The 14,496-nt window shown below is 68.6% G+C and carries 13 protein-coding genes and 2 pseudogenes; 4 read left to right on the top strand and 11 right to left on the bottom strand.

The window, feature by feature from the left end; all coding sequences use genetic code 11:
- Positions 1–122 precede the first annotated feature (122 nt).
- The 4 genes from LZ604_RS34405 to LZ604_RS34390 all read right to left on the bottom strand — a co-directional run bounded on the left by LZ604_RS34405 (position 123) and on the right by LZ604_RS34390 (position 3,239).
- On the bottom strand, positions 123–395 hold the full coding sequence (locus tag LZ604_RS34405) for a hypothetical protein (RefSeq protein WP_234520063.1): 273 nt from the start codon (positions 393–395) through the stop codon (positions 123–125).
- Positions 395–628 (bottom strand): hypothetical protein, encoded by a 234-nt coding sequence (locus LZ604_RS34400; protein ID WP_234520062.1) that lies wholly within the window; start codon positions 626–628, stop codon positions 395–397. Before LZ604_RS34400 ends, LZ604_RS34405 begins: the two co-directional genes overlap by 1 nt.
- A 513-nt stretch (positions 629–1,141) precedes the next feature.
- A complete protein-coding gene (locus tag LZ604_RS34395; RefSeq protein ID WP_234520061.1) occupies positions 1,142–1,999 on the bottom strand; it encodes an SDR family oxidoreductase in 858 nt (285 codons plus the stop codon).
- 643 nt (positions 2,000–2,642) lie between these two features.
- Positions 2,643–3,239, bottom strand: a complete 597-nt coding sequence (locus LZ604_RS34390; protein WP_234520059.1) for a TetR/AcrR family transcriptional regulator — start codon at positions 3,237–3,239, stop codon at positions 2,643–2,645.
- A gap of 125 nt (positions 3,240–3,364) precedes the next feature.
- Here LZ604_RS34390 and LZ604_RS34385 point away from each other — a divergent pair, with 125 nt between their 5' ends.
- Positions 3,365–4,474: an FAD-dependent oxidoreductase gene (locus LZ604_RS34385; RefSeq protein WP_234520057.1), complete on the top strand. Its 1,110-nt coding sequence runs from the start codon at positions 3,365–3,367 to the stop codon at positions 4,472–4,474.
- A gap of 284 nt (positions 4,475–4,758) precedes the next feature.
- On the opposite strand, the gene LZ604_RS34380 is transcribed toward LZ604_RS34385, so the two are convergent.
- A complete protein-coding gene (locus LZ604_RS34380; RefSeq protein ID WP_234520055.1) occupies positions 4,759–5,604 on the bottom strand; it encodes an ISAs1 family transposase in 846 nt (281 codons plus the stop codon).
- Positions 5,605–5,759: 155 nt separating this feature from the next.
- Here LZ604_RS34380 and LZ604_RS34375 point away from each other — a divergent pair, with 155 nt between their 5' ends.
- Positions 5,760–6,986 (top strand): PP2C family protein-serine/threonine phosphatase, encoded by a 1,227-nt coding sequence (locus LZ604_RS34375; RefSeq protein WP_234520053.1) that lies wholly within the window; start codon positions 5,760–5,762, stop codon positions 6,984–6,986.
- Between the two features lie 289 nt (positions 6,987–7,275).
- On the opposite strand, the gene LZ604_RS34370 is transcribed toward LZ604_RS34375, so the two are convergent.
- The gene (locus LZ604_RS34370; RefSeq protein ID WP_234520052.1) at positions 7,276–7,836 is read right to left on the bottom strand and encodes a hypothetical protein; all 561 of its coding nucleotides are present in this window, start codon (positions 7,834–7,836) and stop codon (positions 7,276–7,278) included.
- A gap of 169 nt (positions 7,837–8,005) precedes the next feature.
- Between LZ604_RS34370 and LZ604_RS34365 the strand changes: the two genes are divergently transcribed.
- Both LZ604_RS34365 and LZ604_RS34360 read left to right on the top strand, forming a co-directional pair.
- Positions 8,006–8,365, top strand: coding sequence for a DUF8825 domain-containing protein (locus tag LZ604_RS34365; protein WP_234520051.1), 360 nt, complete (start codon positions 8,006–8,008; stop codon positions 8,363–8,365).
- Positions 8,366–8,367: 2 nt separating this feature from the next.
- Positions 8,368–8,899: pseudogene (locus LZ604_RS34360) on the top strand (DUF6233 domain-containing protein).
- Positions 8,900–9,065: 166 nt separating this feature from the next.
- Here LZ604_RS34360 and LZ604_RS34355 read toward each other — a convergent pair.
- The 5 genes and pseudogenes from LZ604_RS34355 to LZ604_RS34330 all read right to left on the bottom strand — a co-directional run.
- Positions 9,066–9,704: a Cap15 family cyclic dinucleotide receptor domain-containing protein gene (locus LZ604_RS34355; protein WP_234520050.1), complete on the bottom strand. Its 639-nt coding sequence runs from the start codon at positions 9,702–9,704 to the stop codon at positions 9,066–9,068.
- Positions 9,704–10,624 carry a nucleotidyltransferase-like protein gene (locus tag LZ604_RS34350; RefSeq protein ID WP_234520049.1) on the bottom strand — a complete coding sequence of 307 codons (921 nt, stop codon included), beginning with the start codon at positions 10,622–10,624 and terminating at the stop codon, positions 9,704–9,706. Before LZ604_RS34350 ends, LZ604_RS34355 begins: the two co-directional genes overlap by 1 nt.
- A gap of 446 nt (positions 10,625–11,070) precedes the next feature.
- Positions 11,071–12,024 carry a helix-turn-helix domain-containing protein gene (locus tag LZ604_RS34340; RefSeq protein WP_234520048.1) on the bottom strand — a complete coding sequence of 318 codons (954 nt, stop codon included), beginning with the start codon at positions 12,022–12,024 and terminating at the stop codon, positions 11,071–11,073.
- Positions 12,025–12,826: 802 nt separating this feature from the next.
- Complete coding sequence (tpg, locus tag LZ604_RS34335) at positions 12,827–13,384, bottom strand: telomere-protecting terminal protein Tpg (protein ID WP_234520047.1); 558 nt, start codon at positions 13,382–13,384, stop codon at positions 12,827–12,829.
- 12 nt (positions 13,385–13,396) lie between these two features.
- Positions 13,397–14,370 (bottom strand): annotated as a pseudogene (locus tag LZ604_RS34330) (telomere-associated protein Tap); the annotation flags it as partial.
- Positions 14,371–14,496 lie beyond the last annotated feature (126 nt).

The following is a 14,496-nucleotide window of genomic DNA, read 5'->3' as shown; positions in this document are numbered from 1 at the left end:
ACCGACGACGATGTCATTCGTTGGAGGGGTGGTCCGGCAAGACAGCCCCTGACGTGCCAGCAGCCAACTACACTCCCAACGATGCCTCTACCCAGGCCAGATAGCGAAACGCTGCTGGAGTACTAGACCTCGATGTACGCGACGACCACCACGGTGCGCAGCGCGGTGACGAAGTACAGGACGCGCACCTGCTCGACTTCGTCGGTGTACTGGCGCAGCTGGGGGCCGGCGGTGTCGCCGGGGATCGGCTCGCCGACGTCGGGGTCGACGGAGACGACGACCAGGGCGCGGTCCAGGGCGTGGATCTCCGCCTCGCTGGTGATGTTCTCCAACTGCTTGGCGGCGGAGTCGGAGAAGGCGATCCGGGCGCGGCGCGGGTTCTGTTGCGGGGCCATCAGGCGACGGCCGGGCGCTGGCCAGCGAGCCGGGCAAGGTGGGCCTCGCGCAGCTCCTCCCACGGCGTGCAGTCCTCCACCGACGGCAGGCCGTTGGTGGCAATATCCTCCAGGACGGCGGCGAGCTGGTCGGCGTTCTCGCGGGTCTTGGCCGCGTAGGCGCGGACCGCGTCGGCGGCCGCGGGGTCCAGCTGCTGCCGGGCGTGGTCGGCGGGTGTCGGCTGTTCGCTCATCGAGGGCTCCGTAAGGGCGGAACTGGCGTCTCCTCAACGGTATCGGCCGCACTCGGTGCTGGGGACCACTCCGGACGAACCGGCCTGGGTGGGCGGGTGGGACCCAGGGACCCAGGTGGACCCAGCTACGGGCTCCGTTCGTGACTACCAGGGAAAACACCGGTCTCGGGACCCAGGGACCCAGGTTGTGGGGCGGGTGCTGGGTCCACCTGGGTCCGGTCGCCGATGACACACATCAGCTGATCAGTGACGCAGACAGGCATGTCCACCTGGGGGAAGCCGGGGGTTGATGACACAGGTCGGCCGTGTCTGTCCTGTGTCATCGAACCTTGACCGGTTGCCACTGAACCTTGACCAGCGCCGCTTTGTGACAGCGAAGGTTGACCGCTGCAGGCCACCGGGCCAAGGCGCAGCCGTGTCCCGTGCCGAACCCCCCAGGCCCTGGCACCGCACAGGACAGGTGCTGATCGCTGTGGCAGGCCAGCGACCTGGGGGTTCAGCGGCCGTGGGTTCTCAGCCGAAGTCCTTTGCGTGGTCGCGGGCCCACTGCGCGAAGCTGTGGCCGGGCCGACCCAGCACACGCCGCACGGTCGGCGTACACGGTGACCCGCCGGTGGCGGCCAGGGAAAAGAACTGCAAGATCGCCTCGACGGTTGCTGGGTCGGTAAAACGACCGTAGTGCTCGCGGGCCTGGTCCGGGGAGAGTTCCTCGATATGCAGAGTCCTGCCGATCGCCTGTCCGATCTGTTCCACCTGGCGGCGCTGCGAGATCAGTTCGGGTCCGGTCAGCACGGCCGCGCTCGATGATGCGGTCGCCACCGCATCCTCGTCGCCGACACCCAGTGCCGTGACCGCGACGGCGGCGACGTCGCGTTCGTGGACCGGCGCCGTGACGGCGTTGGGGTGGACCAGCCGTACCGTGCCGCTCGACCTGATCGACTCCGCCCAGCGCAGGCTGTTGCTTGCCAGGACCAGGGGCCGCACCGGCGTCCAGGGCAGGCCGACGGCTGACAGTGCGTCCTCGACCGCACGGTGCTCCTGGGCGATCGCGTTGTGCTCCATGCCCGGCAGCAGAACACTGCCGGAGGAGAGCAGCACGACGCGTTCAAGGTCCGCCTCGGCGGCCACCGTCGCAAAGCCTTCGGCGCTGGCCGGCGGGGCGTAGAGAAACACCCGGCGCACGCCGTCGAGGGCGGGGCGCAGCGTGTCGGGCCGGGTGAGGTCGGCGGTCACGACTTCGGCCGCGGCCGGCAGGTCGGCTCGAGCCCGCGGGTCGCGCACCGAGGCGCGAACGGGTTCGCCGTCAGCGAGCAGCTGGTCGACGACATGGCGACCGACGCCGCCTCGGGCTCCGATGACCAGAGTGGTCATGATGTGCTTCCTCTCGCAAGATCAGCCCCGGCGAGGGTGAGCACAGGCACGTCGGCAATCCGCGAGACGACAAGGAGCCGGTTACAGCCCGGCTGACGTGCAACGCGGTGCCACAGGGCGCTCAACCTCGACCGGATGCGTTCCGGTACTCGCGCCTCAGGGCCACCGCAGTGACTGGCGAAGCGTTCCGACGCCGCACTTCGCCTATCGGAACCGAAGCACTGCCCGCGCCGCCGGCATGGCCCAACGGCGGCCGAGCGATCAGCACCTGTCCTGTGCCGTGCCACGGCCTGGGGCGTTCGGCACCGCGCCACGGCTGCGCCACGGACCGGTGGCCTCCAGCGGTCAACCTTCCCTGTCACAAAGCGGCGCTGGTCAAGGTTCAGTGTCAACCGGCCACAGTTCGATGACACAGGACAGTGTCCGACCGGACTGTTCAGGAGCGGACGGCAACCGGGCGCGACCGTGTCACGCTGATCAGGCAAGAGGTCCGGATCGGGGTCCGGGCCAGGGCGGTGTCGTTCAGAGGTTTTGTCCGGCTGGATGGCGGTTGAGGTGGCTTGCGTGGCAGCGCAATTACTCAGGTTGAATCTGTGAGGGCTCGCAACGCGTCCACGCACACCAGGGCTCCGCGCAGACGGGGTCAGCTGCCCGGGTGGGAAGCCGCCCAGCCGTGTTCGAGCAATGCGAAGGCCGCGTCGGCGGCGCGGTGCGGCTCGGCGTGCCGCAGGATGAAGCCGCGGGCCTCAAGGGCGAAATGAGCCAGGGCGGTGCAGCTGACGTCGTCCTCGGGTGCACCGACGGCCTCGGCGATGGCCCGCGCCAGGGCCGCTTCGTGGCGCATCCACATGCGGTGGGCGTAGTCGCGCAGCGCAGGGGTCTCCTGCACCATGCGCGTGAAATCGGCGAACCGTGGGTCCGTGGCATGCACGGCGAACTGGGTTTGCTTCAGCAGGATGTGCTCGCGCAGAGCCTGCGGGATTGACGTGCCGGGGGTGCGGTCGCGCACGGCCGCAACAAGCGCCGCCTCCAGGTCGTCGTCCTGGTCAAAGACCAGGGCTTCCTTGCAGGAGAAGTGCTTGAACAAGGTGGTCACCGAGACGTCGGCGGCGTCGGCGATGTCCTTGACGCCGACCTGGTCGTAGCCGCGGTCGAGGAAGAGCTCGAGTGCGGCGTCGGCCAGGGACTGACGGGTCTGGGCCTTCTTGCGCTCGCGGCGCCCGGTCGGTGGTTCGGTCACTCGCACACCGTACCCCGAAGGTGAAGCAACTGCAAAAGTTGAGTCGTTGCACTTATTTACCGAGTGTGCTTTCTTGGTGAGGCCGGACCTCCCGGCGGCTCACCCACCTCCCTAGGGACACTCCCATGAACTCTGCTCGTGATCCCCGCATCGCGATTGTCGGCGCCGGCCTCGGTGGCCTCACCTGCGCCCGAGTCCTGCAGCAACACGGACGCTCCGTCGCCGTCTTCGAACGCGAGGCCTCCGCCGACGCCCGCCCGCAGGGCGGCACCCTCGACCTGCACGCCGACACCGGTCAGGCCGCCCTGCGGGCGGCGGGACTCCTCGACCGGTTCCGAGCCCTCGCCCGCCCCGAGGGCGAGGAGTGGCGCGTGCTCGACTTCGCTGACGCCGCCCTGCTGGCGCATCAGGGGCCGTCCGCCGCCGACGGCCGACCGGAGATCGATCGAGGCCAACTGCGCGATCTGTTCCTGGACTCGATCACCGAGGGCACGGTGCGGTGGGACCGCGCCGTCAGCAGGGTCACCCCGCTGCCGGACGGCACCTGCCGGCTGCTCTTCGGGGACGGCACCGCCGAGGACTTCGACCTGGTGGTCGGTGCCGACGGCGCCTGGTCGCGCGTCCGCCCGGCCTTGTCGCACGCCGTACCCGGCTACACCGGCGTCACCTTCGTCGAGACCGGATTCGACCACTGCGACACCCGCCATCCCGACCTCGCGCGGCTGGTCGGCAACGGATCGATGCTGGTGAAGGGCGCTGGCAGGTCCCTGGTCGCGCAGCGCAACAGCAACGGCCACATCCGCGCCTACATCGCGCTCCGCACACCGGAGGACTGGCATGTGGCTGCCGGTATCGACCTCGGCGACCAGCGCGCCGTGCGAACGCACCTGCTGAGGATGTTCGACGGCTGGGACGAGAGCCTGCGCTACCTCCTGAGCAACAACGACAGCGGGTTCACCAACCGGTCCCTGTACGTCCTGCCTGCCCCGCACACCTGGGAGCACGTTCCCGGCGTCACGCTGCTCGGCGATGCCGCGCACCTGATGCCCCCGGTTGGGCTGGGCGCCAATCTCGCCATGCTCGACGGCTCCGACCTCGCCCACGCTCTCGTCGCCGAATCCAGCGTCGACGACGCCGTCCGCGCCTACGAGAGCATCATGCTGCCGCGCTCGATCGAGGCCGCGGCGGGCAGCGCGCAGGGACTCAACCACCTCGTTCCCGCAGCGACTTCCTGAGTCGACCCCACCGCCCCGGCCGCGCGGCCGTTCCCGCGTCGATCATGTGCACTCTCCCGGCACGCGCATCCGCCCCAAGGCGGCGCCGTCAGAAGGTCTGTCCGGTTTGATCACGTGATGCCGAGGGTGGCCGGGCGGCGTCTCGGCCGTGTTTGCGCAGGCCGGCGGCGATGTTGTCGCAGCCGGTGAGGTGGAGAGCGCCGATGGCAGGGTTGCGCAGTGCGGCCATGGTCCGGGGTGCGCTCCCGGTCCGCACGCGCGAGCCGTCCTCGGCGAAGGTGGTGTCACGGACATGGTGGATCTTGTTCTCGATGCCCCAGTGTTCGCGGACGTGGTGCGCGATCTCGGCGGCGTCGGCCTGCTCCGCCGTCAGGTCGGTGACTGCGTAGACGCGTTCCAGGCTGACCTTGCCGGTGGTGACGGTCCGGCGGCGGCGCACGATCTGCACGGCCTGGGCGGCGTGGGGGAAGTCGAGGCCACAGGTGACGGGCGGCGGTCTTGACGCGGCGGATCTCGTCGCGGCCGTGTGCGGTGGCGCGGGTCTTGTCCAGCAGCGGCACGTCCCGCCAGGGCAGCTGCTTCAAATGCTGGTTCAGCAGCGGCTGATTCCCCTTGATCACGGCGATGTAGTGGGCCTTCTTGTCCTCCACCAGGAAGCGGGCGTGGGCGGTCTGCGAGTGCAGGGCGTCGAAGGTGACCACGGTGTCGGCCAGGTCGAGTGGGGCGAGCATCGGCCGGAAGACGGTGATCTCGTTGGTCTTGGAGTCGACCTCGCGCTGGGCGGTGACCAGGCCGGCTCCGGTCATCGCGGCGAGCAGGTGGACCTGGGTGCCGTCGGCGCGGCGGGCACCGCGCACGGTCTTGCCGTCCACGGCCAGTGAGCGGTGGCGCGGGGCGGCTCTTTCCTGGCCCAGTGGCGGGCGGCCAGGGTCGCGAGCGGCGAGCCAGGTGCCGATCGCCGCGTCGAGGGCGTCGCCGTCGACGCGCTGCAGGACCCGGCGCACGGTGGCCTCGGCCGGGGCGGTGGGACCGGATGGCTCCCGGCGGGTGGCGCCGAGAGCAATCAGCACGGCGGGCGGCGCGTCGGCGGCCCACTCCGCAATCGCGGCCAGGGACTTAACAGCTACCAAGTTGGGGTCGCAATGAGCGGACTTGAGGACTGCATCCTGCCCGCGGGTCGACATGCCGCACATGGCGTAATCAGCCGCTCCCGGCGGCTACCCAGGTCACCGTGTGCGCAGACGCCGACCGGCGGGCGTGGCGAAAGGAGGTGGCGGGGCAGGTCATGGCCGAGGAGAGCGTGGACCGGTCGGAGGGTTTCGGTGAGCGGCTGCTCGGCCTGCTGCTGGACCGGGCGCGGGTGATGCCGCCGCAGCTGATCGCCCCGCTGGTCGCGGAGGAGGTGGCCAGGATCGGGGGCCGTGACGTCTCCATCCTGCTCCAGGACTACGCGCAGGAGGTGCTGGTACCGCTTCCGGGCAGCAAGCTGCACGTCGGCCAGCCGCAACCGGTTGCCGACTCCCCCGCCGGCCAGGCCTTCCTGAGCGCGGACGTCGTCGAGACGGCCCAGGCCGACGGCGGCGTGCGGATGTATCTGCCGCTGCTGGACGGCAGCGACCAGGTGGGGGTGATGTCCCTGACCCTGGATACCGTCGGTGACGACGACCGGCGCCTGCTGCGCCGGCTCGCCGGCCTGGTCGGCGACATGCTGGTCACCAAGAACGCCTACACCGACCAGTTCTTCCAGGCCCGCCGCCAGGAGCCGATGAGCGTGTCCGCTGAGATCCAGTGGAGCCTGCTGCCACCACTGACGATGACCGTGCCGCAAGTCGAAGTGGCCGGCATCCTGGAGCCCGCCTACCGCGTCGCCGGCGACAGCTTCGACTACGCCCTCAACGACAGCATCCTGCACGCGGCCGTGATCGACGCGATGGGCCACGGCCTGGACGCCGCCGCGATGGCGACCATCGCCATCGGCGCCTACCGGCACGCCCGGCGCGTGTTCGTCAGCCTGGCCGAGAAGTACGCGTACATGGACGACGCCATCTCCCAGCAGTTCGGACCCGACCACTTCGCCACCGCCCAGCTCATGCACCTCAACATCACCACCGGTGAGCTGGAACTGGTCAATGCCGGCCACCCCGCGCCCCTGCTGATCCGCGACGGCCGGGTCGTGCAGCAGCTGGAGAGCGCGACGACATTGCCCGTCGGCTTCGGCGGCGAGGAGCCCCGCATCAGGCAGCACATGCTCCAGCCAGGCGACCGGGTGCTGTGCTACACCGACGGCATCATCGAGGAGCACCTCACCGGCGGGGAACTGTTCGGCGAGGAACGCCTCATCCGTTGCGTCAACCGCCTGGGACAAGAGCCGTCACAGGGGGTCCGGGCCGATTTACGCAAGCTCTCCCACACACTCAAAGAGGAACGAGGCGGGCGCACCAGCGACGACGCCACCCTCTTCATGATCGAGTGGCACGGTGGCGCCGCCGACCACCTCGCCGCCCTCGACTGAGCACCCCGACATCAACCGAAGGCGCACCAGCCAGCGCCACCCAGACAGACGACGCCCCCTCCAGCGCTGTCAGCCCTCATCGAAATTCTCGAGACGTCTGATCGCCAAGTACTGCCCGGCGAACAGTCACCCGCCGACCGCCACTCCAAAACAGCCGGTGCACGACGATCGGCAGCGCAGCCCACAACCCCTGATTGCCGCCAAGATCAAACCCTGCAGGGGTCAGAAACAGCTACTTACGGGCGGCAGCTGGTCATCCGCGGCGTCCTGCCCGCTCCCGCGCTGACCTTCAGCGGCGGGTGACGGTGTAGCCGGCGTGGTTGACCGCGCGGGTCCACACGTCGCTGTCGAACCACTTGGTGACGTCCGGCTGCATCTCGGTGATGGTGCGCATCCGGGCCTGCCAGTCGTGCCCGGCCGGGCCGCGGCTGCCGTCGCACCCGGGGCAGCCGTCCTCACCGTGGATGTGGCCGGCCATCCACGCGTTGACGGCAACGTTGACAATGACCGCGTACAGGTCACCGCCAGTCTGGGCCAGGACGTCCGGGACGCCAGCCAGGACCACGGCGAGTTCTGGGTTGTCGAGCGGCGGCATCGGAGCCTGGCCCACCTCCTTCTCGTTGCTGCTCTCCTTGTAGGAGTTCAGGCTCTGCGCGAGGCGGTCGGCTGTGGCCTTGGCGTCAAAGTAGCGCCAGGCGGAGCGCAGCTGGATCCCCAGGCGCTCCGCGACCGTGGTGACGATCTTCTCGATGGCGTCCTCAACCGTCGACGGCGCGAGTGTCACGCCCCGGCGTGCCAGCTCAGCGAGCGTCTCGGCAACGGCTTCCTTGAATACCTTCGTGTTCCGCACCCGGGAATCGTAGGGGCAGCCTCCACCCGGCGGAGAGCGGACGGCAGTCATGGCCGCCGCCGTGCAGGAAGGCCAGCCGGTCTCCCGGCACCGCTGTGGACAGATGACGGCGAGCACGCCCCGGCATCGCACGGACGGCACTGTGGGCGGGTCGAACTACTGTTGGGCCGTGACGACGTACGCCTATCCCGACGATCTCCTCGAGGCGCAGCAGGCCCTGAATGAGGTGCGCGCCAGCCTCAAGGCCCTGGTCAAGACGCTGCCGTACTCCGTGGAACCCATCGATGCCTGGGAGCGCCCCGACGGCTACTGGCTCGCCACGTCCCGCGCGTACCCGGACTCGCCAGGCTGGTCGGAGCAGGAGAAGAAGGAAGTCGCCGCCCTGCGGGAGAAGGAACGCGACCTCACTGCCGTGATCCTCACACACCCGTTTTGGAGCGAGGTCGCCGCACCCGAGCGGCCCGATGCCCGGTCCCAGCTCAAGCACGCCCTCGAACGCGAGGCCGGCGGGAGCCAGGAGGCGGCGTAACCGTGGCGGACACGCCGCACGAGCCGCCGCCCATCACCGTGGTCCTTCCCGACGGCCAGGAGGTCACCGGCCGCCTTCAAGAGCGCCAGCAAGTCCCGGACGCCTGGCTGTACAAGGTGGCCGTCCCGGCCTGGCAGAACACGCCTGAAGGCCGGGTGGAGCCCGCCTGGTACGTGGTGTGGGTCAATGCCCCCGACCACGTGAAGCCCGTGCCCGGTGTCTCGTACGACGACGTCCCCACGAGCCAGCTGCCCCCGCCGCCGGCGGAGCGCGAGATCCTCGGGCCTCGCCGGCCGTCGGGCTGGGTGCTGCAGAAGTTGGAGCGCGGCCGCGGCATCATCCATGCCGTCGACTGCGAGGAAGCACCCGCCGGGGCGCCGGTGCTGGCCCTGGACAAGGCGCTGGACGCGGCGGACCACCCCGGCACCCGGCTGTGCTCTCTTGTGCAGTGCGGCCGCCGAACTCGACCCCGTGCTCAAAGGCTTCGACCATGGGTTCGGCGGCTCGGAAAACGGCAGCGGGGAACTGTCGTGATCGTCACGCTGGCGAGATGAGCTTCTTCCACGCCGACATCTACGACCCCGACGACATGATGGTCCACCCTCGCCATCAGGAGACGCAGCCGGTCTTGGCTCAGCTCATCCAGCAGCTCCGCGACTGCGAGACCGTGGAGGCCGGGGTCGTATCCGCCATGCGGCGGTCAGTTGTTGGAGGTGTCCAAGGCTCCGGCCTGTGTGAAGGTGCTGTGCTCAGTACTACGGCTGATCAGGTCCAGTTCCATGTCGCCGGCGGTGAATCGGTCGGTGTAGTAGCGACCAGTGACAGAGCGGGGTGTCCGGCCGGCCAGGCTAATCCGGCAAGCGCCGGTGTGCACTGGGCTGCGGTGCTGGTGAGCCACCTGCGGGATGTTCTCGTAGAGGAATCGCAGTTCGGTGACGCCTGAGCCATCACGCTTTTCGATGGTCGCGTTAGAGGACCGCGAGGTACTTTCCGCGGTCCGCAGTGTGGCGTGGAGGGTCCAGTAGGACTGCTCGATGGCCAGGTAGGCGCGGATCGGGCCGCGGTTGCCGCCAGCCGGGATGTGGCTTTCTGGGCTGGGGCGCAGTGTCACCCGCCAGGTGCCGTCCAGGCGTGGGTGCCCGGTGAGGCGGTGGATGCCGCGCCAGCGCCACGCCCACTTGTCGAAAACGAGGACCAGGTAGCCGAGCAAGGTTGGGACGTATGCGAAGGCGTACTTCAGTTGCTGCTCGGGGTGTACTCCCACAACGTAGAGGAGTCCGCCGTACAGGGTGGAGACGCTGGCCGCGCCCCAGCGGATGGACTGGGCGGGTGAGCTCATCACGGGGCTCCATAGCCTAGATAGTCCCAGGCTGCGGTGAGTAGCTGCCGGGCGTCGTCCTTGGTCCACTTCTGGCCTGCGCCGAAGAGCTTTTTGATGCCGTTCGGCTCGACCATGGCATCCGGGTTGGTGGTCAAGGACCAGAAATTGAACTGCGCCTTGAGATGCATCAGGGCTGCCTGGAAGGCGAGGTCCAAGGAGAGGGGGTTCTTCAGGACCGAGTCAGGGACGTTGTAGATCAGGCACTCCATGAAGTACGACGGGAGGTTCTTGATCACGCCCAATGCCGCGAGGTCGTTCTCCACCGATTTCAGAGCGCGAACCGCGAACTTGTAGCGATAGCCGGTCCGGGTGTTCTTCGCCCGGCCGTTGTCCAGCTGCTGCTGGGACCAGTTGACGATGTGCTTGCCATCTTTAGTGAACACGACCGTGCCGCGGTTAGGGTCGCCGAAGGCGGGCTTGTGGAGGTAGGTGAAGCACGGCACCACATCGGTGTCTGGGCGGCTGCCCTGGACGCTCGGAACGTAGAAAGCGACGTTGTGGCTGGCATCGACGGCGTTCGAGACGCGCCTGAGCGCGATCCCCAGCTCGCTCCGAAACTTCTCCGGGGTCCAGGGGCCGTTGTAGGCGCCGTTCTGCAAGATCAGCTCCCAGTACGTCATCCCTGTCGTGGAGCCCCGGAATGTGCGCCGGGTGAACTCGACCTTGATGTCCATGTCACTGTCGCTGCTGACGTTGGTGTTGTTCGCCCAAGAGCCCTTCGGCTCGACGATCAACCCGAGGCCTGCGAAGGGAGGGTGCTGCTTGACCGCGTTGGTGACCATGCGCCGCGCGCGGGCCAGTCTCGCCTCTTCCGCCGGACTCGCGGGGCTCTTCCAGCGGTCCAGCTTGTTTATTCGCTGCTGTGGCGTCAGTCGCATCTTCTACTCCTCCGCGGCCGGAGCCGGACCGCACCCCGCGGCGTAGTCTCCATCCCCGAGCGCAGGCTACGCCGCACCACCGACAATCGCCGCCTTCCCCGTGCCCCGAACGGTCCGCGAGCCCGCACCAACTAGTGCGGGTGTGACTGAGCGCCTCCGTTGGCGAGTTGAGCGTCGGCTATCCCGGCGGTGGTCCGGGCTCGCTAACCACCGCCGGGGCGACGCTCACACCCAGAGCGTGAGTGCCCTTCGCTGAGAGGGCAGCGCTGCGAATAGCACATGTGGCGTAGAGCGGCGGCCGCGGTCCCGGCCGGGGCCTCGTGCACGCCGTCGACTGCGACGAGGCACCGACCGGAGCACCGGTCCTCACCTCGGAGCGGGCGTTGGACACGGCCGAGCAACCCGGCGTACGGCTGTGCGGCGCCGCCGCCGAACCCGCCCCCTACTCAAGGGCTTCGGCCATGACTCCGATGGCTTGGACTAGATCCGGTGCGGACGGCCATCTCGTAGTTGGCTCCTGCCCTCCTGGACAGGACCGGTACCTGGTGAGCCGAACGACGCGGCCGACAGACCCGGCACCCGCTTTGCCCTCTAAGGGCGGCAGCGAGACGGACGCGGAGAACGGCACCGCACCGCTGGCACCGCACCGTCCACGGCACCATGGAGGAACCCGGGAAAGCCTCCACCGGGTCGAGCCCTAGAGCAGTCATGGCCTGTTCCGCTCGGCTGCGGCCTCCCCAGCCCGTCCATCGCTTCTCTTCCTCCTCCTCGGCCTTTCTCTTGGCCAGAGCCTCCTCACGCTCTCGCGCCCTAACCCGCTGATATGCGGCGAGCCAGACGCGTATCCGGCTTCCCTGTACCTCACATGCAAGCAGGTAGGAGCGCAGCTGCTTCTCGCTACTGGGCAGCTGGCGACGATTAGTGATCCGGTTGGCCGCGCTTCTCGACAGGAAGACGTACTCGCTCTTCGCTTCCTTCCAGACCTCCTCGACGCGGCTCTCCATGGTCTGAGCGGGCGGCTTGCCGTTCTCCTCCCACACTCGCCTCAGCGCGTCGGCGAAGTCGTCGCTGTTGTTCAGCAGACGCACAGCCGGCGCGGACGTCAGAGTGCGCCGCTGTCCCGCGGATCGGCTTGCCTTGCCCCACAGGCGCTTCGCCCGCTTCGCATCCAGACCGAGCTTGTCGACGTAGCCTTTCACGACGTGCTCTTCCGGCATGCCCCTGCCGGACTCCGCCCGCTGCACGCTGGATGCGGAGATGCCGATCGCGTCTGCTGTCTGCTTCTGAGTGAGCCCCTTGGCCCAGCGGGCCTCCCGCAAGGCCAAGGCCAGCATGCCCGATGGGCTCTCGGAATACGGCACCGCCTTTAACCGGCGCGCCTTGCGCTGCCTGGTCTCCATCGCTCACGCCAGGGCCGACGCCTGTACTGCGACCAGGGCACGGTGGACCAAGACGGTCAGCGGGCCCGCCGTGGCAGGGTCGGACAACCACAGCGCCGGCGACACCGGCGCCACTGGTGAGACCGAGGGCGGCCATCGGCGGGATGCCCGTGACGGCCAGGACGCCGGTGATGACGATCAGCACCACGATGACGATCGCGGCCGGACCGCCCAGACGCGGCGGGGTGACCTTGGTGGTCGAGAACATGGGAGTCCCTTCTGCGTACCCGGGCAGGCCGGGCGTACAAGCGCCGTGCGCCGGCGCCTTCATGGCTTCACCTACACCGCTGGGCGGTTGGCTCGCCCTGTCGCGGTGACGCAAATGCTGCCAGCACGTGACGCGCTGTTAGGACCGATCAGCCGATTTTCCTCACGGCTATCTCACGACCAAAAAACGGGTTTCCGTTTTTCCCGAGGCTCCATGAAACGCCGTCACTGCCGTCTCTGGCCGGAGGGCATCGAGCTGACCAGGTAACTCGCCGCAGCGATCTTGAATGTACATGCACAGAGCATGGGGGGCCCGGCGAATGATCATGCGATAACCCATGCGTGGATCAGTTTGGGTTGCTTGCCGATCCGGGCACTGGGACTATCCACCTACGCCCCTGCATCACACATGGCTTCACCCACGTTGAACAGGGACTTTCGTGGACCATGGTTGGCTCCTGGTCCACAGCGCCGACCCGGTAGCCACACGGCCACCGGCTACGCGAGCGAGCCCGGACCAACTGGTCTGGGCTCGCAGGCTGTTCGGGGCGCGCTGCTACAGGTCGAACTCGAGGTGCTCGATGTCGGTGAAGCGGACCTCCTCGAGCTGGCCGGCGCGGCGGCCGTTGTCCTGGAAGTAGACCTCCTTGAGCCCTTCGGCTGCGATCTCCCGCAGCCGCTGCTCGGGGGCACCCTGCTCCTGGGCCTCGAAGAGGCGGGCGGCGTAGCGGGGCGGCAGGGCGACAGTGAGGTGCCGGAGGCGGTCTTCGTCTGTGGAGCCGATCGGCGCGGTGTAGCCGATGCGCGCCCGGGTGTCGATGACGATGCCGCCGGTGGTGGCCGCCTGCTGCCGGGCCTTGGTCCGGATCTGCGGCTGCCACCGCTTCTTCACCTCGCGTTCCAGGCGGGCGGCGAGGTCGGGGCGGGGCTTTTTGATCTGGTCCTTTACGTACCGTTCGACGGTGCGCTGGGAGATGCGCAGCATCTGGGCGACCGGCTTGGTGCCCTTGAGCTGCTTGACCAGGTACCGCATCTGAACGGGCGCGCTCTTGGGCGCCGGGCGGGTGAACGCCTTCTGCACCGCGGTGTCTAGGCCGTCCCCGAACAGGGTCATCGTCGCCCTCTCCTACTCTCCGTTGTCGACGTCGGTGACGGGGCCGTCCTTGATGTAGCGGGCGAGGTTGAGCTCCGGGGCGTTGAACCGCTCGCGGACTTCTTCTCCCCACAGGACGGTCTGGGTGCCCTCGTGCTTGACCAGGCCGGGGTTGATGCCGAGCTTGAAGCCGCCGGGCAGCGGCTTGCCGTCTCGGTAGGGCAGGAAGTCCAGGGCGATTCGCCGTTGGCCGCGTACACGACGCAGTCGGACAGGATCGCCACCGGGTACTGGCCGGTGAACGCCGCGTGCTTGACGATCTTCCGGTGCAGGTTGATGCGCGTGCGGGAGATGACCGCCGCGCGGATGTCCGGCCGCCACGTCGTGCGGGACAGGGCCCGCCACGGCTCGCCGGGCCACCAGCCCTCGCCACGTGGCCGCTCGCGCAGCTTGCCCAGGCCGCCCTTGACCGTCGCCTTGATCGCCGAGACGACGATCGCCAGCTGCGGGTCGCGCTCCTTGTAGCCGTCCATCGCCGCGAGGAAGTCGGCTGGCTCCATGTCGGCGTGCACGCCGAGGTCGGCCATCGTGGCCAGGTAGGCGTCGCGCAGCCGGTTGTACCAGCCGTCCATGTAGCGGCCGTTCTCGTGGCGCACCCACGCCTCGATCGGACGGACCTCGTAGCCGAGCTCCGCCGCGTAGGCGACGGTGGGCGTGGCGTACCAGGCCGGTCCCTCCGGGCGCTCGCCCTTCGGTGTGAACGGGCTGGGCAGCAGGTCGCCGTCCAGCTCCACCCACTCCTTGCCGACCTTCACCCTCGACAGGTCGACGTGGGACAGGTTCACCAGCCACGAGCCGGGCAGCTTCGGGTCGAACACCGGGGCCTTGACGTGTGTCGGCTCGCCGAGGCCGACGACCAGGCCGTTGGCGCCGGCGGCGAAGGCCATGTTCACGTCGATGCCGACCAGGTGACGCAGGGTGCATTCGGCGTCCGTCATCGGCCGCGCCTAGTACTCCAGCAGCGTTTCGCTATCTGGCCTGGGTAGAGGCATCGTCGGGAGTGTAGTTGGCTGCTGGCACGTCAGGGGCTGTCTTGCCGGACCACCCCTCCAACGAATGACATCGTCGTCGGT

It is taken from the genome of Streptomyces glomeratus, assembly GCF_021462825.1.
GTDB lineage: Bacteria > Actinomycetota > Actinomycetes > Streptomycetales > Streptomycetaceae > Streptomyces > Streptomyces glomeratus.
This window is presented reverse-complemented; position numbering and strand designations above follow the sequence as displayed.

Excerpts from the sequence above, each read along its gene's own strand:
- tpg (WP_234520047.1), bottom strand. The coding sequence starts at position 13,384 with ATGACCCTGTTCGGGGACGGCCTAGACACCGCGGTGCAGAAGGCGTTC.
- LZ604_RS34405 (WP_234520063.1), bottom strand. The coding sequence starts at position 395 with ATGGCCCCGCAACAGAACCCGCGCCGCGCCCGGATCGCCTTCTCCGAC.
- LZ604_RS34340 (WP_234520048.1), bottom strand. The coding sequence starts at position 12,024 with ATGGAGACCAGGCAGCGCAAGGCGCGCCGGTTAAAGGCGGTGCCGTAT.
- LZ604_RS34350 (WP_234520049.1), bottom strand. The coding sequence starts at position 10,624 with ATGCGACTGACGCCACAGCAGCGAATAAACAAGCTGGACCGCTGGAAG.
- LZ604_RS34385 (WP_234520057.1), top strand. The coding sequence starts at position 3,365 with ATGAACTCTGCTCGTGATCCCCGCATCGCGATTGTCGGCGCCGGCCTC.
- LZ604_RS34375 (WP_234520053.1), top strand. The coding sequence starts at position 5,760 with ATGGCCGAGGAGAGCGTGGACCGGTCGGAGGGTTTCGGTGAGCGGCTG.
- LZ604_RS34395 (WP_234520061.1), bottom strand. The coding sequence starts at position 1,999 with ATGACCACTCTGGTCATCGGAGCCCGAGGCGGCGTCGGTCGCCATGTC.
- LZ604_RS34400 (WP_234520062.1), bottom strand. The coding sequence starts at position 628 with ATGAGCGAACAGCCGACACCCGCCGACCACGCCCGGCAGCAGCTGGAC.
- LZ604_RS34355 (WP_234520050.1), bottom strand. The coding sequence starts at position 9,704 with ATGAGCTCACCCGCCCAGTCCATCCGCTGGGGCGCGGCCAGCGTCTCC.